The sequence below is a fragment of the Streptomyces sp. NPDC031479 genome (genome assembly GCF_055581065.1).
The window spans coordinates 130896-155721 of the sequence record NZ_JBVIKC010000005.1; the positions used below are offsets into that span (position 1 = coordinate 130896).

At 74.7% G+C, this 24826-nt stretch carries 24 protein-coding genes; 13 read left to right on the forward strand and 11 right to left on the reverse strand.

The window, feature by feature from the left end:
• Positions 1-60 precede the first annotated feature (60 nt).
• From ACZ5D2_RS08380 to ACZ5D2_RS08390, 3 genes are all read left to right on the forward strand, one after another.
• Entirely contained in the window at positions 61-528 is a 468-nt protein-coding gene (locus tag ACZ5D2_RS08380; RefSeq protein WP_371675672.1) for a hypothetical protein, read from the forward strand.
• Between the two features lie 169 nt (positions 529-697).
• Entirely contained in the window at positions 698-2113 is a 1416-nt protein-coding gene (locus ACZ5D2_RS08385; RefSeq protein WP_468928139.1) for a sulfatase family protein, read from the forward strand.
• 30 nt (positions 2114-2143) lie between these two features.
• Positions 2144-3070 carry a formylglycine-generating enzyme family protein gene (locus tag ACZ5D2_RS08390; protein WP_371675674.1) on the forward strand — a complete coding sequence of 309 codons (927 nt, stop codon included), beginning with the start codon at positions 2144-2146 and terminating at the stop codon, positions 3068-3070.
• Positions 3071-3090: 20 nt separating this feature from the next.
• On the opposite strand, the gene ACZ5D2_RS08395 is transcribed toward ACZ5D2_RS08390, so the two are convergent.
• The 3 genes from ACZ5D2_RS08395 to ACZ5D2_RS08405 form a co-directional block, all read right to left on the reverse strand.
• Entirely contained in the window at positions 3091-3636 is a 546-nt protein-coding gene (locus ACZ5D2_RS08395) for a GNAT family N-acetyltransferase (protein WP_371675675.1), read from the reverse strand.
• Positions 3637-3793: 157 nt separating this feature from the next.
• The gene (locus ACZ5D2_RS08400; protein WP_371675676.1) at positions 3794-6013 is read right to left on the reverse strand and encodes an NADP-dependent isocitrate dehydrogenase; all 2220 of its coding nucleotides are present in this window, start codon (positions 6011-6013) and stop codon (positions 3794-3796) included.
• Positions 6014-6207: 194 nt separating this feature from the next.
• Positions 6208-6561 carry a DUF805 domain-containing protein gene (locus tag ACZ5D2_RS08405; RefSeq protein WP_371675677.1) on the reverse strand — a complete coding sequence of 118 codons (354 nt, stop codon included), beginning with the start codon at positions 6559-6561 and terminating at the stop codon, positions 6208-6210.
• 222 nt (positions 6562-6783) lie between these two features.
• Here ACZ5D2_RS08405 and ACZ5D2_RS08410 point away from each other — a divergent pair, with 222 nt between their 5' ends.
• Both ACZ5D2_RS08410 and ACZ5D2_RS08415 read left to right on the forward strand, forming a co-directional pair.
• Entirely contained in the window at positions 6784-7854 is a 1071-nt protein-coding gene (locus ACZ5D2_RS08410) for an NAD-dependent epimerase/dehydratase family protein (RefSeq protein ID WP_371675678.1), read from the forward strand.
• A 130-nt stretch (positions 7855-7984) separates the two neighbouring features.
• Positions 7985-9505 (forward strand): eCIS core domain-containing protein, encoded by a 1521-nt coding sequence (locus ACZ5D2_RS08415; RefSeq protein ID WP_371675679.1) that lies wholly within the window; start codon positions 7985-7987, stop codon positions 9503-9505.
• A gap of 65 nt (positions 9506-9570) precedes the next feature.
• Here ACZ5D2_RS08415 and ACZ5D2_RS08420 read toward each other — a convergent pair whose 3' ends face one another.
• The gene (locus tag ACZ5D2_RS08420) at positions 9571-10746 is read right to left on the reverse strand and encodes a sensor histidine kinase (RefSeq protein ID WP_371675680.1); all 1176 of its coding nucleotides are present in this window, start codon (positions 10744-10746) and stop codon (positions 9571-9573) included.
• A complete protein-coding gene (locus ACZ5D2_RS08425) occupies positions 10743-11480 on the reverse strand; it encodes a response regulator (protein WP_371675681.1) in 738 nt (245 codons plus the stop codon). Before ACZ5D2_RS08425 ends, ACZ5D2_RS08420 begins: the two co-directional genes overlap by 4 nt.
• Positions 11481-11602: 122 nt before the next feature.
• On the opposite strand from ACZ5D2_RS08425, the gene ACZ5D2_RS08430 reads away from it, so the two are divergent.
• From ACZ5D2_RS08430 to ACZ5D2_RS08445, 4 genes are all read left to right on the forward strand, one after another.
• The gene (locus ACZ5D2_RS08430; protein WP_371675682.1) at positions 11603-12313 is read left to right on the forward strand and encodes a glycosyltransferase family 2 protein; all 711 of its coding nucleotides are present in this window, start codon (positions 11603-11605) and stop codon (positions 12311-12313) included.
• Positions 12310-12939, forward strand: a complete 630-nt coding sequence (locus tag ACZ5D2_RS08435; protein ID WP_371675683.1) for a TIGR04282 family arsenosugar biosynthesis glycosyltransferase — start codon at positions 12310-12312, stop codon at positions 12937-12939. The genes ACZ5D2_RS08430 and ACZ5D2_RS08435 overlap by 4 nt, the downstream gene beginning before the upstream one ends.
• A complete protein-coding gene (locus ACZ5D2_RS08440; protein ID WP_468928150.1) occupies positions 12936-13637 on the forward strand; it encodes a class I SAM-dependent methyltransferase in 702 nt (233 codons plus the stop codon). The genes ACZ5D2_RS08435 and ACZ5D2_RS08440 overlap by 4 nt, the downstream gene beginning before the upstream one ends.
• Positions 13638-13970: 333 nt before the next feature.
• Positions 13971-15365, forward strand: a complete 1395-nt coding sequence (locus ACZ5D2_RS08445; RefSeq protein WP_468928153.1) for a (2,3-dihydroxybenzoyl)adenylate synthase — start codon at positions 13971-13973, stop codon at positions 15363-15365.
• Positions 15366-15393: 28 nt separating this feature from the next.
• Here the strand turns inward: ACZ5D2_RS08445 and ACZ5D2_RS08450 are convergent, their stop codons facing one another.
• From ACZ5D2_RS08450 to ACZ5D2_RS08460, 3 genes are read right to left on the reverse strand one after another with little or no spacing between them, the layout of a single operon-like run.
• Complete coding sequence (locus tag ACZ5D2_RS08450) at positions 15394-16206, reverse strand: GNAT family N-acetyltransferase (RefSeq protein ID WP_371675686.1); 813 nt, start codon at positions 16204-16206, stop codon at positions 15394-15396.
• 9 nt (positions 16207-16215) lie between these two features.
• Positions 16216-16698, reverse strand: coding sequence for a hypothetical protein (locus ACZ5D2_RS08455; RefSeq protein ID WP_468928157.1), 483 nt, complete (start codon positions 16696-16698; stop codon positions 16216-16218).
• The gene (locus tag ACZ5D2_RS08460; RefSeq protein ID WP_468928160.1) at positions 16695-17936 is read right to left on the reverse strand and encodes a molybdopterin-dependent oxidoreductase; all 1242 of its coding nucleotides are present in this window, start codon (positions 17934-17936) and stop codon (positions 16695-16697) included. Before ACZ5D2_RS08460 ends, ACZ5D2_RS08455 begins: the two co-directional genes overlap by 4 nt.
• A 114-nt stretch (positions 17937-18050) precedes the next feature.
• Here ACZ5D2_RS08460 and ACZ5D2_RS08465 point away from each other — a divergent pair, with 114 nt between their 5' ends.
• Complete coding sequence (locus ACZ5D2_RS08465) at positions 18051-19520, forward strand: glycosyltransferase family 87 protein (RefSeq protein WP_468928163.1); 1470 nt, start codon at positions 18051-18053, stop codon at positions 19518-19520.
• Here the strand turns inward: ACZ5D2_RS08465 and ACZ5D2_RS08470 are convergent.
• Positions 19493-20314, reverse strand: a complete 822-nt coding sequence (locus ACZ5D2_RS08470; RefSeq protein WP_468928286.1) for a chitosanase — start codon at positions 20312-20314, stop codon at positions 19493-19495. The genes ACZ5D2_RS08465 and ACZ5D2_RS08470 overlap by 28 nt on opposite strands.
• Positions 20315-20560: 246 nt before the next feature.
• On the opposite strand from ACZ5D2_RS08470, the gene ACZ5D2_RS08475 reads away from it, so the two are divergent.
• The 3 genes from ACZ5D2_RS08475 to ACZ5D2_RS08485 all read left to right on the forward strand — a co-directional run bounded on the left by ACZ5D2_RS08475 (position 20561) and on the right by ACZ5D2_RS08485 (position 23159).
• The gene (locus tag ACZ5D2_RS08475) at positions 20561-21148 is read left to right on the forward strand and encodes a sigma-70 family RNA polymerase sigma factor (protein ID WP_371675690.1); all 588 of its coding nucleotides are present in this window, start codon (positions 20561-20563) and stop codon (positions 21146-21148) included.
• On the forward strand, positions 21145-21864 hold the full coding sequence (locus ACZ5D2_RS08480) for an anti-sigma factor (RefSeq protein WP_468928167.1): 720 nt from the start codon (positions 21145-21147) through the stop codon (positions 21862-21864). Before ACZ5D2_RS08475 ends, ACZ5D2_RS08480 begins: the two co-directional genes overlap by 4 nt.
• Before the next feature lie 179 nt (positions 21865-22043).
• A complete protein-coding gene (locus ACZ5D2_RS08485) occupies positions 22044-23159 on the forward strand; it encodes a methyltransferase domain-containing protein (RefSeq protein WP_468928170.1) in 1116 nt (371 codons plus the stop codon).
• A gap of 14 nt (positions 23160-23173) precedes the next feature.
• Here the strand turns inward: ACZ5D2_RS08485 and ACZ5D2_RS08490 are convergent, their stop codons facing one another.
• Both ACZ5D2_RS08490 and corA read right to left on the reverse strand, forming a co-directional pair.
• Complete coding sequence (locus ACZ5D2_RS08490) at positions 23174-23614, reverse strand: VOC family protein (protein WP_468928173.1); 441 nt, start codon at positions 23612-23614, stop codon at positions 23174-23176.
• A 105-nt stretch (positions 23615-23719) separates the two neighbouring features.
• Positions 23720-24802: a magnesium/cobalt transporter CorA gene (gene corA, locus ACZ5D2_RS08495; RefSeq protein ID WP_468928288.1), complete on the reverse strand. Its 1083-nt coding sequence runs from the start codon at positions 24800-24802 to the stop codon at positions 23720-23722.
• Between the last annotated feature and the right edge of the window lie 24 nt (positions 24803-24826).

Here is a 24826-nt window from a genome sequence, read left to right on the forward strand (position 1 = left end):
GTCACGCGGCTCGAAGAATCCCTATGGCCGCGCTCGGTCACGCATGCAATGGGGGGCATCGTGATGATGGGGGACTCCCGGCCGCCCGGCGCGGCCACCACACTGACGACCACGTCCGCCGAGCTGTCGATGCTGCTCACCGCCGTGCGCCGGGGCCGGGTGCTCACCGTCACGGGCCGGTTCCGGGCACCGCGGAGCCTGCTCGTACGGGACATCGCGCGCCGGCTCTCGTCCAACTTCTGCGACGGGACGGCGGTGGTCACCGTCGCCCGGGACGGCAGCGTGGGGGAACTGGTGGCCGCGCTGGGCCGCGTACCCGGCATGCCCGTCCCGCCCCGCGGCACGGCGAACGCCGCCTCCTGGCTCGCGGAACGGGACATGCTGCTCGTCCTCGACGACAGCGACCGGCTGAGCCCCGCGGCGCTGTCCTGGCTGCGCACCCTGCTCACCCTCGCGCCCGGCCTGCGGATCCTGGCCGCGGGGGTGCACCCGCTGGCCGTGGGACAGGGGCGGGTGCACCGGCTCTGAGCGAGGCGGCCGCCGCTTCACACGCGCGGCACACGACTGCCATACGGGAGTCATTGAGTGGGGGAGCCCCTGCTCCTAGGGTCTGACCTGCGGGTTCCGGCGGCCCTGGCGTTCCGGTCGCGGGCCCGGGTACGTACGTCACCTTCCCCCGCGCGTACAGGAGACCCTCGTGAGCGAGCACGACAGCACGCCCCGCACCCCCGCGGTGGCCCGCCGCGGCTTCCTTGCCGGTGCGGCGGCCGTCGCGGCCTCGGCCGCCACCCCGGCCCTCGCCCGGGCGGCGACGCCCGCAGCCGGCGCCGCCGGAGCACGCCCCAACATCCTGCTGATCGTCACCGACGACCAGCCCCGGCACACCGAATGGGCCATCCCGAAGACCGTCGACTGGCTCGGCGGCCAGGGCGTCACCTTCACCCACGGGCACTCCGCGACCCCGCTGTGCGCACCCTCGCGCTCCTCGGTGTTCTCCGGCCGCCACGCGCACCACCACGGCGTCCGCAACAACGCGGCCTCCCACAGCCTCGACCAGTCCACCACCGTGCAGCGGTACCTCAAGGAGGCCGGCTACCGGACCGGGCTCTTCGGCAAATACCTCAACTCCTGGACCCTCGCGGACAATCCGCCGCACTTCGAGGAGTTCGCTCTCCTCCAGCCCGCCTACAACGACGCCCGCTGGAACGTGAACGGCACCGTCCAGCAGATCGACGGCTACACGACCAACATCGTCCGCAACAAGACCCTCGCCTTCCTCGACAAGGCCGCCACCGACAGCCGCCCGTGGTTCGCCTACGTCACCCCGTACGCCTCGCACGCGCCCAACGTCCCCGCGCCCAGGTACGCCGAGACGCCCGTCCCCGCGTGGAACGGGCGCCCCTCCGTCCCCGAGGCCGACCGCTCCGACAAGCCGCCCTTCATCCAGGACGCCACGGCCACCCTGGACGACGCCCGCGAGGTGCGCACCCGCCAGCTGCGCAGCCTGCTGTCCGTCGACGACGCGGTGCAGGCCATCCGCGACCGGCTGGTGGCGCTGGGCCAGCTGGAGAACACCCTCGTCATCTTCACCGGGGACAACGGCTACACCTGGGCGGACCACGGCTGGCTAAAGAAGTCGGTCCCCTACTCCCCCTCCCACGAGGTGCCGTTCTACCTGTCCTGGCCCGCCCGCGGGCTCGCCGCCGGCACCACCGACCACCGGATCGTCGCCAACATCGACATCGCCCCGACCATCCTCGAAGCGGCGGGCATCGGGCAGCCCGCAGGGCAGGACGGCCACTCGCTCCTCGGCGCCGCCGAGCGGGACCACCTGCTGGTCCAGTGGTGGAAGCAGGGCACCGGGGGTGGGGGACCCACGACCTGGGCCTCGTACGTCGCCAAGGACAAGCAATATACGGAGTACTACGACCTGCACACCGACGCGAGCGGAGCGGTCTCCGGCACCGGGCAGGTCTCCTTCCGCGAGTACTACGACCTGGTCGAGGACCCGTACCAGCTGAGGAACCTGCTGTACCAGGCCACCCCCGCGCAGGAACGGGCCCTCGGGATACCGGCGCTCGCCGCACGGCTGGCCGCCGACCGCACCGGCTGATCCGCCCACCGGCCCCTCCGGGAGAGACCCATGGCACCGAAGTCCTGCTGCGCGCCCGTACGCGGATCCGCCCCGCTCGCCCCGGCACCGGTCGCGCCGCCGCTCCCGCGGGCGGCTGACCCGGCGGCGGAGCGGGCCGTCCGGGACCTGCTGGACCTGCCGGGGGGCCGGTTCCTGATGGGTACCGAGGACCCGGACGGGTTCCCCGCGGACGGGGAGGGGCCGGTCCGGGAGGCGGTGGTCGGGGCGTTCCGCATCGCCCCGACCACCGTCACCAACGCCCGGTTCGCCTCCTTCGTGAAGGCCACCGGGCACGTCACGGAGGCGGAGTCCTTCGGCTTCAGCTTCGTCTTCGGCGGCTTCCTCGCCCCCACGGTCGCCGCCGCCTCACCGGCGGTCGCCGGGACTCCGTGGTGGCGGGCGGTCTCCGGCGCCGACTGGCGCCGTCCGGAGGGACCCGGTTCCTCTTCCCTGAGCACCCGCCAGAACCATCCCGTGGTGCACGTGTCCTGGAACGACGCGCAGGCGTACTGCGCCTGGTCCGGGACCCGGCTGCCCACGGAGGCCGAGTGGGAGTACGCGGCGCGGGGCGGGCTGGAGCAGCGCCGCTATCCCTGGGGCGACGAACTGCGGCCGGGCGGACGGTACATGTGCAACATCTGGAACGGGGACTTCCCCCGGCACAACACGCGCGCCGACGGCCACGCGGGCACGGCGCCCGCCCGGTCCTTCCGGCCCAACGGCTACGGGCTCTACCAGGCCGTGGGCAACGTGTGGGAATGGAGCGCGGACCGGTTCGGCGCGGACGGCCCCGAGCGGGCGATGCGCGGCGGCTCCCACATGTGCCACGACTCGTACTGCAACCGTTACCGGGTGGCCGCCCGCACCCGCAACACCCCGGACAGCTCGGCGGGCAACATCGGCTTCCGGGTGGCGGCCGGACCCCGCACCGGGTGATGCGGGGCGGGTGGGGCCGGTCAGCGCTGCCAGTCGGCCGGCTTCCACTCGGCGGCCGGCAGTCCGAGGATCACCTCGTCGAGGAACTCCCCCATCACCCAGGCCGATCCGCGCAGGGTTCCCTCCAGGGCGAAGCCCGCCCGGCGGGCCGCGGCGATCATGGGGGCGTTGTCCGCGAGGGTCTCCAGCTGGAGGCGGCGCAGCCCGCGCACGGTGAACCCGTAGAAGCAGAGCAGCTGGACCACCTCGGCGCCGAAGCCGCGGCCCCGGAAGGCGGGACGCAGCGACAGGCCGAGGTGGGCGTTGCGGTTGTGGGTGTCGATGCCCCACAGCAGGGCCTCGCCGGCCAGTTCGCCGGAGGTCCGGTCGACCACGGAGAAGAAGGCCTCGCCGCCGCCCGGTGCCCCCGGCTCGTACGGGGAGTGGCCGCCGGCGGCGGCGATCGGGGCCCAGGGCCGGGTGTCGGCGCGCGAGCGCGTGGCGACGTCGTCGTAGAGCTCGGCGTGGAGCACGGGCACGTCTTCGGGGAGCCGGGCGCGCAGCCCGGTCGATTGTCCTTGGATCACGGGGACTTCCTACGCCCTGCCCCGGGCCCGGCACAACCGGCTTTCCGCCCGGCGGGCGCGGCACGACCGGCTTGCCGCCCTCCGGGCGCGGCCCGGACACGGCTGCGCCCCGGCCGGGCACGAGGCCGGCCGGGGCGCAGTCGCGGAGCGCGGGGCGTCAGCCGAGCAGGGCGATCGCCTTGTTCAGCGTCGCGGAGGGACGCATGACCTCGGCGGCCTTGGCCGGGTCGGGCTGGTAGTAGCCGCCGATCTCGACCGGGGAGCCCTGGACGGCGATGAGCTCGCCGACGATGGTCTCCTCGGACTCCGTCAGGGTCTTGGCGAGCGGCTCGAAGGCGGCCGCGAGCTTCGGGTCGTCGATCTGGCGGGACAGCTCCTGCGCCCAGTACATGGCCAGGTAGAAGTGGCTGCCGCGGTTGTCGATGCCGCCCAGCTTGCGGCTCGGCGACTTGTCCTCGTTGAGGAAGGTGCCGGTCGCGCGGTCCAGGGTGTCGGCCAGCACCTGGGCGCGGGCGTTGCCGGTGGTGGTCGCGAGGTGCTCGAAGGAGACGGCCAGCGCGAGGAACTCACCGAGGGAGTCCCAGCGCAGGTAGTTCTCCTTGACCAGCTGCTGGACGTGCTTGGGGGCGGAGCCGCCGGCGCCGGTCTCGAAGAGGCCGCCGCCGTTCATCAGCGGGACGACCGACAGCATCTTGGCGCTGGTGCCCAGCTCCAGGATGGGGAAGAGGTCGGTCAGGTAGTCGCGCAGCACGTTGCCGGTCACCGAGATGGTGTCCTCGCCGCGGCGGATGCGCTTCAGGGAGTACGCGGTGGCCTCGACCGGGGAGAGGATCTCGATGGTCAGACCGTCGGTGTCGTGGTCGGCCAGGTACGTCTTGACCTTGGCGATCAGCTGCGCGTCGTGGGCGCGGCCCTCGTCGAGCCAGAAGACGGCCGGGACGCCGGTGGCGCGGGCGCGGGTGACGGCGAGCTTGACCCAGTCCTGGATCGGCGCGTCCTTGGTCTGGCAGGCGCGGAAGATGTCGCCGGCGGCGACCTTCTGCTCCAGGACCGTGTCGCCCGCGGCGTCGACGACGCGGACGGTGCCCGCGCTCGCGATCTCGAAGGTCTTGTCGTGGCTGCCGTACTCCTCGGCCTTCTGGGCCATGAGGCCGACGTTCGGCACCGAGCCCATGGTGGCCGGGTCGAAGGCGCCGTGGGCGCGGCAGTCGTCGACGACGACCTGGTAGACGCCCGCGTAGCTGCTGTCCGGGAGGACGGCGAGGGTGTCGGCCTCGGCGCCGTCCGGGCCCCACATGTGGCCGGAGGTGCGGATCATGGCCGGCATGGAGGCGTCGACGATGACGTCGGACGGCACGTGCAGGTTGGTGATGCCCTTGTCGGAGTCGACCATCGCGAGGGCCGGGCCCTCGGCGATCTCCGCGTCGATCGAGGCCTTGATCGCGTCGCCGTCGGCGAGGGCGCCCAGGCCGTTCAGGATGGTGCCGAGGCCGTCGTTGGGGGACAGGCCGGCGGCGGCGAGGGTCTCGCCGTAGCGGGCGAACGTCTTCGGGAGGAAGGCGCGGACCACGTGCCCGAAGATGATCGGGTCGGAGACCTTCATCATCGTGGCCTTGAGGTGCACGGAGAACAGGACGTCCTCGGCCTTGGCCCGCTCGATCTGGTCGTTGAGGAAGGTGCGCAGGGCGTCGACGTGCAGGACGGACGCGTCCACGACCTCACCCGCGAGCACCGGTACGGAGTCGCGCAGGACGGTGACGGCGCCGTCGGCGGCGACGTGCTCGATGCGGAGCGTGCCGGCCTCGGCGATCACGGTGGACTTCTCGGTGGAGCGGAAGTCGTTCTCGCCCATGGTGGCGACGTTCGTCTTCGACTCGGGGGTCCAGGCGCCCATGCGGTGCGGGTGGGCCTTGGCGTAGTTCTTCACCGAGGCGGGGGCGCGGCGGTCGGAGTTGCCCTCGCGCAGGACCGGGTTGACGGCGCTGCCCTTGATCTTGTCGTAGCGGGCGCGGATCTCGCGCTCCTCGTCGGACTTCGGGTCGTCCGGGTAGTCCGGAAGGGCGTAGCCCTGGCCCTGGAGCTCGGCGACCGCGGCCTTCAGCTGCGGGATCGAAGCCGAGACGTTGGGCAGCTTGATGATGTTCGCTTCCGGCGTCTTCGCAAGCTCGCCGAGCTCGGCGAGGGCGTCGGCGATCCGCTGGCTCTCCTCAAGGTGCTCGGGGAAGCTGGCGATGATCCGACCGGCCAGGGAGATGTCACGGGTCTCGACATTCACACCGGCCGTCGACGCGTACGCCTGGATGACAGGCAGGAAGGAATACGTCGCGAGGGCCGGGGCCTCGTCAGTGTGCGTGTAGATGATGGTCGAGTCAGTCACCGGATGCTCCGCTCCACAGTCTGCGTCTCTCGTCTGCAACATTGCTCGACATCAAGATATCTCGTGATCGGGCCTGTCTGGACAGCCCCCTGCCGCAAGCGTGACGAGACGCGTGTCACCCCGGCGGGCCCGGGGCGCGCGAAAGGCGTCGCCCCCCGCCGTCAGTGGCGGGGGGCGACGCCTCCGGGCGGTGCCTAGGCCCGTATCTCCTTGGGGTTCTGGCCGTACTCGTTGGCTCCGGGGTGACCCTCGGTGGCCATCAGGACCAGGATCCAGACCCAGCCGACGAACGGGATGAAGCTCACCAGGTACCACCATCCGGACTTTCCGGTGTCGTGCAGGCGGCGCACCGAGAGGCCGAGGGACGGCAGGAGGACGGCGAGCGTGTAGATCCAGCCGAGGACCGGGTAGGTGCCGAGCACGAAGTCGAGCACCGTGAGGACGATCACGATCGGGATGTTCCAGAGGACGAACATCCAGTATTCCTGGCGCCGGGCACGGCCGGCGAAGTCCACGTACCGCTTGATGACGTCGAGGTAGTAGTTCACGAGTCCCCCCTGAGGACGGAACCTGCGGCCCTCCCCGTCGAATGGGCCGGGCCGGACTTATGCCCTCCTTACGGCACTCCCAAGCCACCTCGAACCACCTGAATATGGCCAGTCTCCCTGGTTTCAGGAGCAGTTGACCAGCAGCGGGACAGGAGTGACGAAACCCTTACGGAGGGGCGCGCCGAGCCCCGTCCGGCCGGACGGCTCCGTAGCGTCGGGTCCATGCGCGTACTCGTCACCGGAGGAGCCGGCTTCATCGGCTCGCACATCGTCACCGCCCTGCGCCGGCACGGCCACGACCCCGTCGTCCTCGACTCCCTGCTCCCCGCCGCCCACACGGACCCGCCCCCGCTGCCGGACACCGGGTTCCTGCGGGGGGACGTACGGGACGCCGAGGCGGTGCGGGCCGCCCTGAGCGGGGTGGACGCCGTCTGCCACCAGGCCGCGATGGTCGGCCTCGGCACGGGCTTCGCCGACGCCCCCGCGTACGTGTCCGCCAACGACCTCGGCACGGCGGTCCTGTTGGCCGAGACGGCGCGCGCCGGGATCCGCGGACTCGTCCTGGCCGGATCCATGGTGGTCTACGGGGAGGGCCGGTACGCGTGCCCGCGCCACGGGGTGGTGCGCCCGGGACCCCGCCGCGCGGCCGACCTGGACGCGGGCCGCTTCGAACCGCTGTGCCCCGCGTGCGGCGCGGAGCTCACCCCGGGCCTGGTCGCCGAGGAGGCCCCGGCCGACCCCCGGAACGTCTACGCCACCACGAAGCTGGCCCAGGAGCACCTGGCGGCCGCGTGGGCCCGCGACACGGACGGCCGGGCGGTGTCGTTGCGCTACCACAACGTGTACGGCCCGGGGATGCCCCGTGACACCCCCTACGCGGGGGTGGCCTCGTTCTTCCGCTCCGCGCTCGCCCGGGGCGAGGCCCCGCGGGTCTTCGAGGACGGGGGCCAGCGGCGGGACTTCGTCCACGTCACGGACGTGGCGCAGGCGAACGTGGCGGCCCTGGAAGCCCTGGAGTCCCCCGGCACCCTCCCGGCCGGCCTGTGCACCCCGTACAACACGGGCAGCGGGGACCCCCGCACGATCGGCGAGATGGCCTCGGCCCTGGCCACCGCCCACGGCGGGCCCGCCCCGGTGGTCACCGGCGAGTACCGGCTGGGCGACGTCCGCCACATCACGGCCGACTCCGCCCGGCTGCGCCGGGACCTGGGCTGGCTCCCCCGCACCCCCTTCGCCGACGGCATGGCGGAGCTGGCCGCCTCCCCCCAGCGCCCCTCGGCCGCCGCCGTCTGAGGCCGACGGCCCCGAGGGGCCCGCCGGGTGCCCGATAGGCCCACCGGTCTGCCCCCGGGTCCCTGGTGGGCCGCCGGCCTCCGTGCGAGGTTGGTCCGGATCGACCGGACTCCCTTCCGAAGGAGCGCGCGTGGCCCCGATACGGGACGAAGACCGGAAAGCCGACGGCGGGCGCGCGCCCGGACGCACGCGCGCCCCTTCCGCGGCGCCGCCCGCCCACGGACTCGTGGGTCTCCAGGGCGGGCCCGGGAACGCCGCCGTCGTCCAGATGCTGCGGCGGGCCGGACACGCGTGGGCCCAGGACCGGCACCGGCACGGTCCCGGTTGCTCGCACCCGTCGCAGGGCGCCCCGTCACCGGGCCCCTCGGTACAGCGGTCCGCGGACGGCCGTGGCGACGGGGAGCGGCACGAGGGCGGCGAGGACCGCGGTCACGGCGCCGCGACGGATACCGGACCGGCCGGCCTGCGGGCCCTGCTCGACGCCGCCAGGGCCACCCCGGGCCGCGCCCTTCCCCCGTCGCTGCTCGCGGAAGCGGGGCCGTTCTTCCGGAACGACCGGCTGTCCGCCGGCCGCTTCCACGACGACCCCGTGTCGCAGCGGGCCGTCGAGGCCATGGGCGCCCGGGCCATGACGATCGGCGAGCACATCTTCGCTCCCCCCGGGGCCCTCGGGGACAAGGCGCTCATCGGCCATGAACTCAGCCACCTCAGCGAGAACCTCAACGGTGTGCGCGAGAGCGGCGTCAGCGGGGGCGACGGAACGACCGTCACCGACCCCGGCCAGCCGTCCGAACTGATGGCGGGGGCCGACGGAGCCGCCTTCGCCGCGGGAACGGGGACCGCCCCTTCCGTCCTCCGACGAGCGAGCACGGGGCACGCGGGAACCGGTGGCACCGGGCGGAGCGGCCAGGCCGTCCAGAGGGCCCGGCACGGTTCGTCGTCGACCTCGGCGGGCCGCCAGTCCCAGCGGCGTCAGCGTGTGCGGGTCGGGGACCTGCGGCACGCCGAATACCTCGTGAGGCCCGACTGGGGGCCCACGCTCGGCAACCGTGGCGGTGGCAGCTGGGCGAACGCGGTCCTGGGGCCGCTCAGCCTGCAGAACGTGCGCTCCAATTCCAACGCCCGGCTCCCCCCGGCCATCGACGACGCCCGGGCGGCGTATCCGCACCTGACGTTCATCGCGGGGCACCTGCTCAACGAGTGTTTCGGCGGACCGGGCCAGCGGTCGAAGAACCTCACCATCCTGCTCTCCGGCGCGAACGGCGCCCACAAGGGCTACGACGATCCCCTCAAGAACGCGGTGGACGACATGCGGCGCGTCTACACGTTGCTCTCCGATCTCTACCTTCCCATCGACACCCTCAGGTTCGGTGTCGAAACGACGGTCACCGCCTCCGCGTCACAGGGTTACGCGTGGTCCGAAACGGACTATCCCCAGAAGTACATATCCGAATACCTGCACTGCGTGGCCCGGATCCACGGCGGCGAACAGGTATGGGACTGGATAGAGCAGGCAGAGGAGCAGGACCCCGGCAACCGGGATTGGGCGCAGGTCGCCGCGTACCTGCGCCGGGTGGAGGACTGGGTGGACCAGGCGAACCGGCACCAGATCATCACCAACACCCCCGGTGGCGCCCTCCTGGCGCTCTAGGCCCGACGCCACGCCGCTGCCCCGTCGCCCCGTCGGTGGGGCAGCGGGGTGGCGGGGCGGCGGGGTCAGGACGCCGCGGAGCCCACCGGCAGCGTCACCTCGAAGCGGCAGCCGCCGGGGACGTTGTGGACGGCGGTGCGGCCGGCGTGGGCCTCCACGATGCCCCGTACGATCGCCAGCCCCAGCCCGGCCCCGGCCCCCGCCGGGCGCCCGGCCGCCGAGGCCCCCGCGCCCGTGTCCGCCGCGGGCACCGGCGTGCGCGCCGCCGCCCCCCGCCAGCCCGTGTCGAACACCCTCGGCAGGTCCTCCGCCGGGATCCCCCCGCAGCCGTCGGTCACCGACAGCACCACGACCCCGCCGTCCGCCCCGGTATCGGCCGCGATGGCGACCGTACCGTCGGCCGGCGTGTGCCGGATCGCGTTGACCAGCAGGTTCGCCAGGACCCGGGACATCTCCTTGGCGTCGACCTCCACCGGGACCCGCTCCACCTGCTCCCCCACCAGCCGGACCCCGTGCTCCCGCGCCAGCGGGTCGACCCCGGACAACGCCTCCGCGACGAGGTCGTACAGCGACATCCGGCTCGGGCTCAGCGCCAGCGCCCCCGCGTGGATGCGCGACAGCTCGAACAGGTCCCCGACCATCGTGTTGAGCCGCTCCACCTCGGTGCGGATCTGCCGGTGGTAGCGGCCGGGATCGGCGGCCATGCCGTCCTCCAGTGCCTCCGACATCGCCCGCAGCCCGGCCAGCGGGGTCCGCAGGTCGTGCGAGATCCAGGCGACCAGCTCCCGCCGCGAGGCCTCCAGAGCCCGCTCCCGCTCCCGCGAGGCGGCCAGCCGGTCGCTGGTCGCCGCGAGCTCCCGGGACAGCGCGTCCAGTTCGGCGGTGGTCTGCCCCGGCGGCGCGGCGAACCGGCCGCCGTCACCGAAGTCCCGCGCGGCCAGGGAGAGTTCCCGGCTCCGGGCCACCACCCACCGGCCCAGCAGCAGCGCGGTGGCCAGCGAGACCACCGCCGCCATCGCCACCACCAGGGTGACCACGCCGAGGTCGTGCGGGGACAGGAACATGGCCTCGGCCACGGCCAGCGTCCCGGCCAGCATGGCGGTGACCGTCACCCCGGCGATCACCGCGAGGGAGACGGCGACCGAGCGGCGTCGCACGAGGCGCAGCACCCCCGCCCCCAGCACCCCCGCGCACGCGGCCCCGCCGAGCGCGAACAGCGCGATGAGCAGCACGTCCTTCACGCCGCCACCGCCCCGCCGGGCTCGAAGCGGTAGCCGACGCCCCACACCGTCTGGATCAGCCTCGGGCTCCCCGGATCCTCCTCGATCTTGGCGCGCAGTCTGCGTACGTGCACGGTCACCGTCGACAGGTCCCCGAAGTCCCAGCCCCACACCTCGCGCATCAGCTCCTCCCGCCCGTGCGCCCGTCCGGGATGCCGAAGGAAGTGCGCGAGGAGGTCGAACTCCCGCAGGGTGAGGGCGAGTTCCGCTCCGCCGCGGGTGGCCCGGTGCGTCGCGGGGTCGAGCGAGAGCCCGGCACCGGTCAGCGGCGCGGGCACGGCGGCGGCGGCCGCGGCCCGGCTGCGCCGCAGGACGGAGGTGACCCGCAGGACCAGCTCGCGCGGGCTGAACGGCTTGGTGACGTAGTCGTCCGCGCCGACCTCCAGGCCGGTGATCCGGTCGTCCTCGTCGCCCCGCGCGGTCAGCATGATCACGGGTACGGGTCCGCTCGCGCGCAGCCGCCGGCACACCTCCAGCCCGTCGATCCCGGGCAGCATCAGGTCGAGGACGACCAGGTCCGGGCGGGCCCGTCCGGCGGCTTCGAGGGCGCCGGGGCCGTCGCCCGCCTCCTCCACGGCGAACCCGGCCCGCCGCAGGTAACCGGCGACGACCTCGGAGACGGTCGGGTCGTCGTCGACGACGAGGATCCGCGCGGGCGCCGTTTCGCGCGGGGACGCCTCTTCCATGCTGTTCATGCCCCCAGCCTCCCATCCGGCGCCCGCCACCGGACCCCGGCCCGGGACCCCCGGGGGTGACGTCCGCGTTTCGTAAGGAGCGCGGGACCCCGTTCGGGGCCCGGCGTTCCTACGGTGAGGACGTGACCGTGACCGTGAGTGTTGATGTCGTCCTGCCCTGTCTGAACGAGGCCGAGGCCCTGCCCTGGGTACTCGCCCGCATCCCTCCCGGCTGGCGGGCCCTGGTCGTGGACAACGGGTCCACCGACGGCTCGGCGGAGATCGCCCGCTCCCTGGGCGCCACGGTGGTGACCGAGTCCCGGCGCGGGTTCGGCGCCGCCTGCCACGCGGGGCTGCTCGCCGCGCGGGCGGAGGTCGTGTGTTTCTGCGACTGCGACGCCTCCCTGGACCCCGGGCTGCTGACGGGCTTCGTGGCCGCCGTGGCCTCCGGCGAGGCGGACCTGGTGCTGGGCCGGCGCCGGCCGCGGGGCCTGCGCGACTGGCCCGCGCACGCCCGGGTGGGGAACCTGGTGCTGGCCCGGCTGCTGCGCCGCCGGACCGGGCTGCCCCTGCGCGACCTGGGCCCGCTGCGCGCGGCCCGGCGGGCCGGCCTGCTGGGCCTGGAACTGTCGGACCGCCGCTCGGGCTACCCGTTGCAGATGGTGGTGCGGGCCGCGGACGCGGGCTGGCGGGTACGGGAGGTGGACGTGCCGTACCTGCCGCGCGCCGGGAAGTCGAAGGTGACCGGCACCTGGCGGGGCACCTGGCAGGCCGTCCGCGACATGAGCCGGGTGCTGGCCGAACCCGCCGCGCCCGGCGCCCGCGACCGCGCCTCCGTCGGGGGGACCCGGTGAAGACGACCCTGCTGGTGATCGCGAAGGAACCCCTGCCGGGCCGGGTCAAGACCCGGCTCACCCCGCCGTTCACCCCGGCCGAGGCGGCCGCCCTGGCCGAGGCCTCGCTGGCCGACACCCTGGCCGCCGTCGCCGCGACCCCCGCCGCGCGCAGGGTCCTCGTACTCGACGGGCGGCCCGGTCCCTGGCTGCCGCCCGGGTTCGAGGTGCTCCCGCAGTCCGCGGGGACCCTGGACGAGCGTCTCGCGGCGGCCTTCGGAGCCTGCTCCGGGCCCGCGCTGCTGATCGGCATGGACACCCCGCAGGTCACGCCCGCGCTGCTGACCGTCGACTGGGACGGGTACGACGCCTGGTTCGGGCCCGCCGTGGACGGCGGCTTCTGGGCACTGGGCCTCGCCGAGCCCGACCCCGGGCTGCTGCGCGGGGTGCCGATGTCGGTGGCGGAGACGGGAGCCGTCCAGTACGCGCGGCTGCGGGCGGCCGGGCTGCGGACCGGGCGGCTCCCGCTGCTGCGGGACGTGGACACGGCCGAGGACGCCCGGCGGGTGGCGGCCTCGGCTCCGGCGGGGGCGTTCGCGGCCCGGCTGGCGGCCCTGCCCGGCGGTGCGCCGGCGGTGCGGGGGTGACCGCCGCCGCGGCCTGGACGGCCGACGACCCGTACTCCCTCGCCCTGCGCAGCGGCCGGGGTCCCCTTTTCCTGCGGCGCGGGGACGGCTGGCTGTTGCCGCTGGAGGTGGAGCGCTGGTGCGAGGCCCCCGACGAGGCGGACCGGACCGTGCTGGGGCGCTGCCGCGGGACGGTGCTCGACATCGGCTGCGGCCCCGGGCGGCTGGTGGCGGCGCTGGCCGCCCGGGGCCACCGGGCGCTGGGCATCGACGTGAGCCCGGAGGCGGTGGCCCGTACGGCCCGCGCGGGCGGCAGCGCCCTGCGCCGCTCGGTCTTCGACTCCCTTCCCGGCGAGGGGCGTTGGGGCACGGCCCTGCTGATCGACGGGAACATCGGCATCGGCGGCGACCCGGCGGCCCTGCTGGGCCGGATGGCAGAGGTCCTCGCCGCCTCGGGGTCGCTGATCGTGGAGTGCGAGGAGGTGGAGGTGGACGAGCGCTGCGAGGTCCGGGTCGCGGACGGCCGCGGCGCGCAGGGCACGCCCTTCACCTGGGCCCGCGTCGGTGCCGCCGCGCTGACCGCGCACGCCGGGGCGCAGGGGTGGGTCCGCGCGGACCACTGGACGGTCGAGGGGCGCGTGTTCGTGGAACTGCGGCGTCCTGGAAGGACGCTCCCGCGGCCCTCGGACCGCCGGTCGGGGCGGACCGTACGCCCCTGAACGGTCCGGCGCCGCCCGGTGCCGACCGGTGCCGACCGGTGCCGACCGGTGCGGTCGGGTGCCGTCCGGTGCCATCGGGTGCCGTGTCTGCGGCGGACTCCGGCGCGGCCGCCCGCGGCCGCCCGCGGGCCGGGTCCGCGGGCGGTCGCGCCGCGCCGTACGGGGACGGCGCCCGAACCGTTCCTCCTGCTCAGCGGCGCTCGTTGGACTTTCCGCCGATGGTGTCCGGCGGCCATGGTCCGGACAGCGCATTGCGCGGGGAGGTGCCGGCGCCTTGGATCGACGAGATCAAGACGGCGGGACCGCTGCCCGGCGTCGACCGGGGGGAAGCACATGACCACCATGCCCGACGGCCACACGCCCTGGCCCGAGGAGTTCGTCGACCGCTACTGGGCTGCCGGGCACTGGCGTGGCAACACGCTGGACAACCTGCTGCGCGACTGGGCCCTGCGGTACGGACCGCGCACCGCGCTCGTGCACGGCGGCACCCGCCTCACGTACGCGCACCTGAACCGGCGCGTGGACCGCATGGCGGCCGGAATCCGGCTGCTCGGCCTGCGGCCCGGCCAACGGGTCGTCGTCCAGCTGCCGAACGTGCCCGAATTCGTCGTCACGGCCTTCGCGCTGATGCGCGCCGGGGTGGTCCCCGTGTTCTGTCCGGTCTCGCACCGCGCGCCCGAGGTGTCACGGCTCGTGCGGGTCACCGGGGCCGTCGGCTACGTCGCCCCCTCGACGTACCGGGGCTTCGACCACACGGCGATGGCCGCGGAGATCGCGGCCCGAGAACCCTTCCTGCGGCGGGTGTTCACCCTCGGAACGCCGGACTCCCCCGCCCCGTACGGCGGCGGCTTCACGACCGACCCGGCGGGCTGCCACTACTTCCCGCTGGGCTCCGTCGACGCCCCGCCCGGCCCGGCGCTCGCGCGGGGCGCGGACCGGGTGGCCCTCATGTTCCTCTCCGGCGGCCGCTCCGCGACGCCCGTGCTCGTTCCGCGCACCCACGACGACTACGCCTACCAGGCGCGGGCCGTCGCCGAGCTGGTGTCGCTGACCTCGGACGACGTGTACCTGGCTGCTCTGCCCGCCGGGGCCGACTTCGCCTTCGGCTGCCCCGGAGTCGTCGGGACGCTCTCCGTCGGCGGCACGGTCGTCCTGGTCGAGGACCCGGGGCCCGCCACGTGCCTTCCGGTCGTCGAACGGGAGCGGGTCACCGTCACGTCGCTGTCGCCCGCCACCGTCCGGCTCTGGCTCGACGCGCCCGGCCCGGTCCGGGCCGGCACGAGCAGTCTGCGCCTGGTGCAGGTCGGCGGCGCGCCTCTGGAGCGGGAGACCGTCGAACGGATCGGCCCCGCATGGGGCGCTCGCCCGCAGCGGGTCTTCGGCATGCCCGAGGGGCTGCTGGTCCTGACCCGGCCCGACGATCCGGCCGAGACCATGCTCACCACGCAGGGCCGCCCGCTCTCGCCGGACGACGAGATCCGCCTGGTCGACGCCGACGGCCGGGACGTGCCCGACGGGGAGCCCGGCGAACTCCTCGTCCGGGGCCCGTACACCGTGCGGGGCTACTACCGGGCGCCCGAAGAGAACGCCCGCGCCTTCACCGCCGACGGCCGCTTCCGCACCGGCGCCCGCGCGCGGCGCACCCCGGACGGCAACCTGGTGGTGGTGTCCCGCTTCATCGACCCCGCCTGGCCGGTCGAGGCGGAGGCCGACGCCGTCCTCCCGTAGGAGGACCTTACGGAACCCGCCCGACCGCTCAGACCCGTTCGAAGACGTGCGTGTGGCCGATGGACGTGAAGCCGCGCCTGGCGTACCACGTACGCGGCCAGTCCTGGGTGTCCGCGATCAGGAAGCGGATGCCGCACCCCGCGTCGGCGGCCCGGCGCAGGGCCGTGTCCAGGACCGCTCCGGCGTGCCCGCGGCCGAGGTGGGCCTCGGCGGTGACCAGGTCCTCGACCTGGGCCGTGCCCGTTCGCGGGTCGGCGTAGAGGTCGGCCCAGGAGGCGATCTCGCCCTCGCCGGTGCGGGAGCCTATGAACCGTACGAACTCGGCGCCGCGACGACGGGCACCGCGCTGTTCGACGAGGGCCCGGACGGTCTCCTCCCCGGCCTCCGGCAGGAAGCCCTGCCAACGCCGGGTCAGCGGGGCCCGCAGCGCGTCGAGTTCCACCTCCCGGGCGTGCGCGCCGTCCGGGACGGACCCGGTGTGCAGCATGACGAGGTAGGAGGAGTGCGTGTACCCGGCCCGGGTCAGCCACGGCGCGCAGGCCGCCGCGGTGACGTCGTCGAAGACGGAGACCATCCGGTGCCCCAGGTGCCCCAGGAGCTCCTCGGCCCGTGCGGGCAGCGCCCCGGGGTCGACGGCCCGCTCCACGACGATCTGGTTGGCGGACCAGGTGCGGGCGAAGGCGTCGTCGAGGGCCGCGAACCCGCCCGGGAACTCGACGGTCCGTGCCGCCTGACGGCGCGCGAAGGCGGTCAGGAAGGCGCTGATCCGCGGGAGTTCGGTGCCCGGTTCGATCGGCTGCGGCTGCGGCTGCTGCGTGTGCTGCGTCGGCTCGGTCGGCATGGTCCGAGCCTAGGCATCGGGTCCCCACCGCCGCCCCCGATTTTCCGCCTGTCGGCTTCCGGCCCCTCCCGGCCCGCCGGCGGTCCGGGTTCCGGTTTCCGGGCGGCCGCGGCCCCGGCGGCGCGAGACGGTCACGGCGACGGCGGTGACGACCACCACCGCGCCCAGCACGATCAGCAGGTTCCTCCCGTACGGCAGCGGCAGGGCCGTCGGGTTGGCCGCGACCCCCGGCCGCAGCAGCGCGGGCAGCGTGACGAGCACCAGCGCGCCCCCGGTGATCAGCCCCCCGCGTACGGGTCCCCGCGCGGGGGCCGCGGCGAGGAGCAGTCCGGCGGCCAGTACGAGCGGGGCGACGACCCCGTCGTGCAGGAGGAGCGAGCCGCCGAGCCAGACGAGCAGGTCCAGCGGGTCGGGCAGGGCGGCCACCAGCCGGCCCCCGACCGCGATCAGGAGCAGGCCGAACGCGCCCAGTGCGCAACGGAGGGCCTTCACAGCACCTCCAGCAGGGTGACCCACTTGGTCTGGAGCACCCCGGGCCGGTTCGGCGCGATGATCCGCGCCGGGTAGCCGTGGTCGGGCGAGAGCACCTGCCCGTTGAGTTCCAGCGCGAGCAGGGTGAGCGGGTCCTCGGCGTGGTCCCGTCCCATCTCCATGACGCGGTAGGCGCCGCCGGACTCCATGGAGGTGACGCGCAGCCCGGCGCCCGGCGGTGCGCCCGCGCGGGCGAGCAGGTCCCTGATCCGCACCCCGCTCCAGGCCGCCTGGGCGCTCCAGCCCTCCACGCAGGCGATCGGCAGGTCGGCCCGCGCCCGGGGCAGGGCGCGCAGCTGGGGGAGCGTCAGCGTGTACGGGCGGGGGCCGCGCACCTCCAGCCGCCAGTCGCGCAGCCGGTCGGGCCCGATCCCGGCCGCTGCGGCCGTCCGGTTGACGGGCAGGCCCTGCGGCCCGTGGCCGGGGTGCCGGGGGCCGAGCAGGTCGAGGAGCGCCAGCGGGGTGAAGGACTGGCCGACGGTGGTCACCGTGACCGCGCCGACGGCGGCGGCCGTCCCGAGGAGCAGCGACCGCCGGTCCGGCCCGTCCGCGGCGGGCAGCAGGCGGGTGCCGGGCGAACGCGCGGTCCAGTGGTCCCTGATCTCGGGGGCCTTGAGGGCGATGTGCAGCAGGATGGACCCGGTCACGACCCAGCCGAGGGCGAAGTGCGTCTCGACGAAGCCGAACGGCCAGGGGTACCACTGCACGATGTTGAGGAGTCCGGTGGCGACCTCCAGTACGGCGGTCGCGACCAGGACGGCCACCGACAGCCGCTCCAGGGCGTGCCGTACGCCGCGCAGGGGCGGCCACGCGAAGAGCCGGGGGTAGACGGTCCACAGCTTGACGAGCAGCAGCACGACCGCGGCGGTCCCGGAGGCGACGTGCAGGCCCTGGGTGAGCCGGTAGCCCCAGGCGGGCCGGGTGGGGAGGGAGTCGGCGGCCCAGGCCGGCGGGTGCTGGAGGTAGTGGCTGATCAGCCCGGTCACGAAGCAGACGGCGAAGGCGGCGGCGAGTGGGCGGCCGACGGCGGTGGCGGTACGGGCGTCGTGCAGGCGGCCGGAGGAGCCGGGCGGGCGTACGGCCGCCAGGGCCGCCTTCGCCCGGCCGACCGCCCCCCGTGCCGGCGGCACCGGCCCGGGGTCGTCGGCGGGGCCGTCCGTGAGCGACGGGTCACAGGGCGGTGGGGGGTCGGAAGTCATGCTCCCCATCACACCGTCCCGGGGGCCTGCGCGGGCCGTCCGGGACCTTACGAAACGCGGACGCCGGGCCCGGTCAGGGGTCTTGCGGCGGCCCGCGCTGCCAGGCTGGCGACCATGGACCACCCCCGCCTCCGCCCCCGTCCGGGCCCCCGCCCCCGCGCCGCCGCCCGCATCCCGGTCGCCGTGACCGCGCTGCTGCTCACCGCGCTGACCGGCGTGCTCGTCGCCGCCGTCCGCTACGACGCGTACTTCACCGACCCGGCCGGGCTCCTCGGCTGGTACGCCGCCGCCTGGGCCCTGTTCGGGGCGGCCGTGTGGTCGCTGCGCCGGGTGCCGGCCCGCCGCGTGGTCCCCCTGCTGCTGGCCGGGGCGCTGGCGGTGGCCGGGGCGGGGCTCGCCGGGCCGCCGCTGACCAGTACCGATTCCTTCCGCTACGCCTGGGACGGCCGGGTCCAGGCCGCCGGAACCTCCCCTTACGACCGCGCCCCGGCGGATCCGGCGCTGCGGCCCCTGCGCGACGCCTGGCTCTTTCCCCACACGCCCGCCGCCTGCGCCGGACCCGCCCGGGTCGTCGTCGAGCCGGGGGTCTGCACCCGGATCAACCGGCCCGCGGTGCACACCATCTACCCGCCCGTCGCGGAGGGGTACTTCGCCCTGGTGCACTTCCTCTCGCCGCCCGGCGTGCGCCACAAGGCGCTCCAGGCCGGCGGGGCCCTGACGGCGTTCGCGGTGACCGTGGGGCTGCTGCTGATCCTGCGGCGCCGGGGCGCTGACCCCCGTACGGCGGCCTGGTGGGCGTGGTGCCCGGCGGTGGCGGTGGAGGCGGTGAACAACGCGCACGTGGACGGGCTCGCCGTGCTGCTGTCGGTGGCCGCGCTGGGGGTGGTGGTGCGCCGACGGGCCCTGGGCGGAGTCCTGTTCGGCCTCGCCGTGGCGGCGAAGCTGCTGCCCGCGGTCCTGCTGCCGGGCGCGCTGGCCGGCGTACGGCGGTGGCGGGACGCGGCGGTGCTGCTGCTGCCCGCCGCGGCGGTGGTGGGGCTGGCGTACCTGCCGTACGTGCTGTGGTCGCGCTCGTCGGTCTTCGGCTACCTGGGCGGCTACGCCGAGGAGGAGGGGTACGGGGATGCGGGTGCGGGCGGCCGGTACGCGCTGCTGCGGCTGGTGCTGCCGGACGCGTGGGCGGTCCCGGCGGTGGTGGCCGGGATGCTCGCGGTGGTGGCGTACGTCTGGTGGCGCGGGGATCCCGAACGGCCGTGGAGCGGGGCCCTGCTGGTGACGGGGACGGCCTTCCTGCTGATGACCCCGGGGTACTCCTGGTACGCGCTGCTGCCGGTGGCCCTGGTGGCGCTGGACGGCCGGGCCGAGTGGCTGGGGGTGGCCGTCGCCGGGGCGGTCGTCTACGTGGGCCGGGTGCCGCTGGGCGGGGCGACCGTGGAGGTGGCGTACGGGCTGGCGGGCGCGGCGGTGCTGGCCGGCTGGGCGCTGCGCCGCCGCGCCGGGGCCCGGGACGGAGAGGGGTCTCGTCCCGGGCCGCGGCGCGGACGGGTGGGCGGTGGTCAGCCGATGTGGAAGGAGTCCCCGTAGACCTTCCAGTCGAGCGGGGTGTTGAGGTTCAGGTTGCCCTTCTTCAGGAAGACCCGCTGCGCGGTGTCGACGCGGCTGGTGTCGCTGTGCGCCTCCTCCTGCTTCATCGCCCAGACGCGGGCGTCGAGGAAGGCGTTGAGCCAGGTGGTCTCGTTGCCGCCCTGGGCCGGGGGCTTGGCCTTGGTCAGGGCCCGCTTGCGGATGTTGCGGAAGCTGGTGGAGTCGCCGCCGTCGCCGTGCATGACGATGGCGTCGTAGTACATGAACTGGCCGAGGGTGCCGACGCCGTCGCTCTTGCCCTGGCCGACGGCGGGGTTGAAGTAGACGCGGTCGCGCTCGTGGTCCTGCGCCTTCTTGAACTCGCCGTCGGCGGCGGCCTTGGCCCAGTCCTTGGTGAAGTTGGGGTCGAGGCCGGCGTGCGATTCGCCGCCGTTGACCTTGCGCAGGGCGGGCAGGTACTTGGCGAGCACGTTGCCGGGCTTGACCTGCGTGTAGTACTCGACGAGGTCGAGCATGTCGCCGGTGCCGGAACAGAAGCCGATGATGCCGGCGGTGTAGCCGCGCCCGTCGCGTATGTCCTCGATGTACTTGTACTGCGCCTTCCAGTCCAGCGAGGAGTTCTCCGCGCTGGAGACGATCTGCATGGCGATGTCCTTCTTCGCCGGGTCGTCGAGACCGGTCGCCGCCGCCGCGGCGGGGGAGGCCGCGGCCGGTGCCGCCGCCGGTGCGGCGGTGGCGTGCGCGGCGACGGGGGTGGCGAAGAGCGCGGCGCCGATCAGGGCGCCGATCGTCATGGTCTTGCGGCGGGGAGTGAACACAGGGCCTCCGTACGGTGGTTGAGCCTGTCCCGGCTTCATTAGGAAACTTTCCTACCAGATATCTGCGGCGGCCGACACCCCCCGCGAATGAACTCCGGAGGAGACCAATCCGCTCGGGCGGCGGCTCCGAAGTCCTCCATGACCGACGCCGTCACCGTCCCGGAGGACCGCCATGACCCGTACGCGACGCCGCCCCGCAGGTCACGGCCGGAGGGGGCGCGCGTGAGGCGGCCGATCCCCTTCGGCGCACCGCAGGAACGGTCCGCCCCCGACCTCCCCGGAATCATGGAGCACGTCGCCCGCGGCGATCAGGACGCCTTCGCCGCGCTCTACGACGTGATCGCGGGCCCCGTCCACGGGATCGTCGTCAAGGTCCTGCGGGACCGGGCGCAGTCCGAGGAGGTCACCCAGGAGGTCCTGATCGAGGTCTGGCGACAGGCCCCGCGCTACCGCCCCGACAAGGGCACCGTCATGACCTGGGTGCTGACCATCGCGCACCGGCGCGCGGTGGACCGGGTCCGCTCGGCGCAGGCCGCGACCGCCCGCGAACAGGACACGGCGGCGCGCGAACACGCCCGCCCCTACGACGAGGTGAGCGAACAGGTGGAGATCCGGCTGGAGGGGGAACAGGTGCGCCGCTGCGTGCGCGGGCTGACCGAACTCCAGCGCCAGGCCGTCAGCCTGGCCTACTACGGGGGGCTGACGTACCGGGAGGTCGCCGAGACCCTCCACACCCCGCTGCCCACGGTCAAGACACGGCTGCGCGACGGGCTGATCCGGCTGCGCGACTGCATGGGGGTCACGGCATGAGCCGCACCAGAACCGGCACCGAGCAGCTGCACGCGCTCTCCGGGGCCTACGCCCTGAACGCGCTGGACCGGGCCGAACGGGACTCGTTCGAGCGGCACTTGGAGCGGTGCCCCCAATGCGCGCAGGACGTGCGGGAGTTCGCGGCGACGGCCGCGCGGCTCGGCGTCGGCGTGGCGCTGCCCGCCCCACCGGGGATGCGGGCGGCGGTCCTGGGGCGCATCGACGGGGTCCGGCAGCTGTCGCCGGCCCGCCGGGGCATCGCCACCCTGCGCCGACGTGCGCTGCCGCTGGCGCTCGCGGCCTGCCTGACCGGGGTGCTGGCGCTGGGCGGGACGGCGGTGTGGGAGCACCAGCGGGCCCACCGGTCGGCCGCGGCGCTCCAGGACCTGACGGCGGTACTGGCCGCGCCGGACGCCCGTACGGTGATCAGGCGGTCGGCGTCCGGTGCCACGGCGACGGTGGTGGCGTCCCCGTCCCGGGACCGGGCGGCCTTCCTCGGCTCCGGGCTTCCGGCGGCCCCGGAGGGTCGGACCTACCAGCTCTGGCTGGCCGACGGGGGCACGATGCGGCCGGCGGGGCTCACGGGCGGCGACGGCGCGACCGTCCTGACGGCTCCCCTGGGCCGCGCGACGGCGGTCGGCCTGACCCTGGAACCCGCGGGCGGCTCCCCCGCCCCGACCAGCCCCCCGCTGGTGCTCCTCCCCCTCCCCCGCTGACGGCCGGCCACCGGCCCGGCGCGGGCCACGGCGCGCGGGGCGGCGCGCGGGACTCTGGCACATGCGGGCCAGCAGGGGGCATCCTTGCGCACATGCGACCCCTATCGGCCGCAGAAGCTCTTACGTACACCCCACCGCCCGGGCCCCCGGCCCGCCCGCACCGACAGCAGGAGGCGCCGATGGCCCTCGTCGTGATCCGCCACGCACCCGCCCCCGCCCCCGACCCGCTCGCCCCCGCCCTGGACACCGGCGCGCCGTCCGGGCCGGAGATCCGGCGCTGTGACCCGTGGTCGGGGGATCCGCTCCCGGCCGGGCTCAAGGACATCGAGGGCCTGGTGCTGACCGGGGACACCCCGGAGGCACTCCCCCTGCTGCGGGAGGCGCTGGCCGCGGAGGTGCCGGTCCTGGCCCTCGGCGGCGGGGCGGACCTGCTGGCCCGCGCGGCCGGCGGATCACGGCGGCCCGCTCCCCGCACTCCGGAAGCCGCCGATCCACTGCTCGGCGGCGACGGAGGCCCGGACAGAGGCCCGGAAGGAGGCCCGGAAGGAGGCGGGGAAGAGGGCCCGGACGGGGGTGACGGCCGACCGGCGCCGCCCCCGGCGTTCCGGGTCGGCGGCTGCGCGTGGGGGCTCGCGGCCCCGCCGGAGGGCGACGGGGCCGGGGGTCTGCTCGGGCGGTTCGCGGCGCTGGTGGCCGGGCGGGCCGAGCACACCGCCACCCGGGCCTTCTTCACCCCGCGCGCCGACGCCTGGGAGGAGCGCTTCGCCTACCAGACCCCGGCCTACGAGGCGGCCGTGTCCCGGATGGGCCTGGCGGCGGGCGGGACCGCGCTCGACCTCGGCTGCGGCAGCGGCCGTGCGCTGCCCGCGCTGCGCGGGCTGGTCGGCGCCTCGGGCACGGTGCTCGGCGTCGACCTCACGCCCGCCATGCTCACGGCGGCCGCCCGCGAGGGCCGGACCGGCCCGGGGCAACTGCTGCTGGTCGCCGACTGCGCGCGGCTTCCGCTGGCCGCCGGCACGGTGCACGGCATCTTCGCCGCCGGCCTGCTGGACCACCTGCCGAAGCCGCGCCCCGCACTCGCCGAGTGGGCCCGGGTGTCCGCGCCCGGCGGGGAGCTGCTGCTGTTCCACCCCTCGGGCCGGGCCGAACGCGCCGCCCGCCACGGCCGCCCGGTCAGCCCCGACGACCCCCTGGCCGAGCCCAACCTCCGCCCGGCCCTGGAGGCGACGGGCTGGCGCCTCGCGGAGTACGAGGACGCCCCGGACCGCTTCCTGGCCCGGGCCCGGCGCCCCTGATCAGGCGCCCCTGATCAGGCGCCCGGGGCGGCGGCCGGGTCCGCCGGATCCGCCGGCAGGTTCAGCTGCCAGGAGACGCCGAAGCGGTCGTTGAGCCAGCCGAACCGGGGGCTGAAGCCGTACGAGTCCAGGGGCATCAGCTCCTCGCCCCCTTCGGCGAGGGCCCCGTAGAGGCGGTCGATCTCGGCGACGCTCTCGCACTCCACGAAGAGCGACACGGCAGGGGTGAAGCCGAAGGCGTGCTTGACGTGGCTGTCGATGCACATGAGGCGCTGGCCGGCGAGCGAGAAGGTGGCCTTCACCACCGTGCCCTCCTCGCCGGGCCCCTCGGCCCCGTAGCGGGTGACGTCGAGGATCCCGGAGTCCTCGAACAGCGAGGTGTAGAGGGTCATCGCCTCTTCCGCCCTGCCCTCGAACATCAGGAACGTGGTGATCTTCTGTGGCAGCGAGGCCATCGTGCCCGCCTTCCGCGTGGTGGGGGGAGCCGTTCGCCCCCGAGGCTAGGACATGCCGGTGACACCGGCCCCGGGACTCACGGGCGGAGCGCCGGCTGGCCCCGGTCAGAGCCAGCCGTTGCGCCGGAACCCGCGGTGGATGACGAAGCAGGCGGCCGCCATCACGGCGACCACGACCGGGTAGCCGTACGTCCAGTGCAGTTCGGGCATGTTGTCGAAGTTCATGCCGTAGACCCCGCAGACCATGGTCGGGACGGCGACGATCGCCGCCCAGGCGGTGATCTTGCGCATGTCCTCGTTCTGGGCGACCGTCACCTGCGCGAGGTGCGCCTGGAGGACGGAGTCGAGGAGGCCGTCGTAGGCGTTGATCTGCTCGGTGGCGCGGAGCAGGTGGTCGCAGACGTCGCGGAAGTAGGCGCGGGCCTCGTCCGGGATGACCGGTATCGGCTCCGTGGCGAGGTGCTGGAGCGGTCGGCCCAGCGGCGCCACCGCCCGTCGCAGTTCGAGGAGTTCGCGCTTGAGCTGGTAGATCCGGCCCGCGTCGCCGCGCCCGCCGCACTCGCTGAACACGGCCGTCTCGACGGCGTCCATGTCGCTCTGCACGGCGTCGGTGACGGCCACGTAGTCGTCGACGACGTGGTCCGCCATGGCGTGCAGGACCGCCGCCGGGCCCTTGGCCAGCTGCTCCGGCTGCGCCTCCAGGGCCTCCCGGACGGGGCCGAGGGAGCCGCGGCCGCCGTGCCGGATGGTGATCACGAAGTCCCCGCCGACGAAGGCCATCAGCTCGCCGGTCTCGACGACCTCGCTGGTCGCCGTCAGTTCCTCGTGCTCGACGTAGCGCACGGTCTTGAAGACGGCGAACAGGGTGTCGTCGTAGCGCTCCACCTTGGGGCGCTGGTGGGCGTTGACGGCGTCCTCGACGGCGAGCGGGTGCAGCCCGAACAGCTCCGCGAGTCCGGCGAGTTCCGACTGGGACGGCTCGTGCAGGCCGATCCAGACGAAACCGTCGCCCGTCTTGCGGACCCGCCGCAGCGCCTCCTCCACCTCGGCGCAGTCCTCCTGGCGGATGCCGTCGCGGTAGACGAGGCAGTTGACGACGGCGCTGCCGAGCGGGGAGCGGGCGGGGTGGCTGAGGTCGACGGCCCGCCGGTAGCCGCGTCGAACGGCCCGGCGCAGGTTGCTGAACATGGACAAGGACGTACTCCCCTTCGG

Bases quoted from the DNA above. Each gene is read 5' to 3' on its own strand.
- ACZ5D2_RS08390 (WP_371675674.1), top strand. From the start codon at position 2,144: ATGGCACCGAAGTCCTGCTGCGCGCCCGTACGCGGATCCGCCCCGCTC.
- ACZ5D2_RS08410 (WP_371675678.1), top strand. From the start codon at position 6,784: ATGCGCGTACTCGTCACCGGAGGAGCCGGCTTCATCGGCTCGCACATC.
- ACZ5D2_RS08425 (WP_371675681.1), bottom strand. From the start codon at position 11,480: ATGAACAGCATGGAAGAGGCGTCCCCGCGCGAAACGGCGCCCGCGCGG.
- ACZ5D2_RS08445 (WP_468928153.1), top strand. From the start codon at position 13,971: ATGACCACCATGCCCGACGGCCACACGCCCTGGCCCGAGGAGTTCGTC.
- ACZ5D2_RS08450 (WP_371675686.1), bottom strand. From the start codon at position 16,206: ATGCCGACCGAGCCGACGCAGCACACGCAGCAGCCGCAGCCGCAGCCG.
- ACZ5D2_RS08460 (WP_468928160.1), bottom strand. From the start codon at position 17,936: ATGACTTCCGACCCCCCACCGCCCTGTGACCCGTCGCTCACGGACGGC.
- ACZ5D2_RS08465 (WP_468928163.1), top strand. From the start codon at position 18,051: ATGGACCACCCCCGCCTCCGCCCCCGTCCGGGCCCCCGCCCCCGCGCC.
- ACZ5D2_RS08470 (WP_468928286.1), bottom strand. From the start codon at position 20,314: ATGACGATCGGCGCCCTGATCGGCGCCGCGCTCTTCGCCACCCCCGTC.
- ACZ5D2_RS08480 (WP_468928167.1), top strand. From the start codon at position 21,145: ATGAGCCGCACCAGAACCGGCACCGAGCAGCTGCACGCGCTCTCCGGG.
- ACZ5D2_RS08485 (WP_468928170.1), top strand. From the start codon at position 22,044: ATGGCCCTCGTCGTGATCCGCCACGCACCCGCCCCCGCCCCCGACCCG.
- ACZ5D2_RS08490 (WP_468928173.1), bottom strand. From the start codon at position 23,614: ATGGCCTCGCTGCCACAGAAGATCACCACGTTCCTGATGTTCGAGGGC.
- corA (WP_468928288.1), bottom strand. From the start codon at position 24,802: ATGTTCAGCAACCTGCGCCGGGCCGTTCGACGCGGCTACCGGCGGGCC.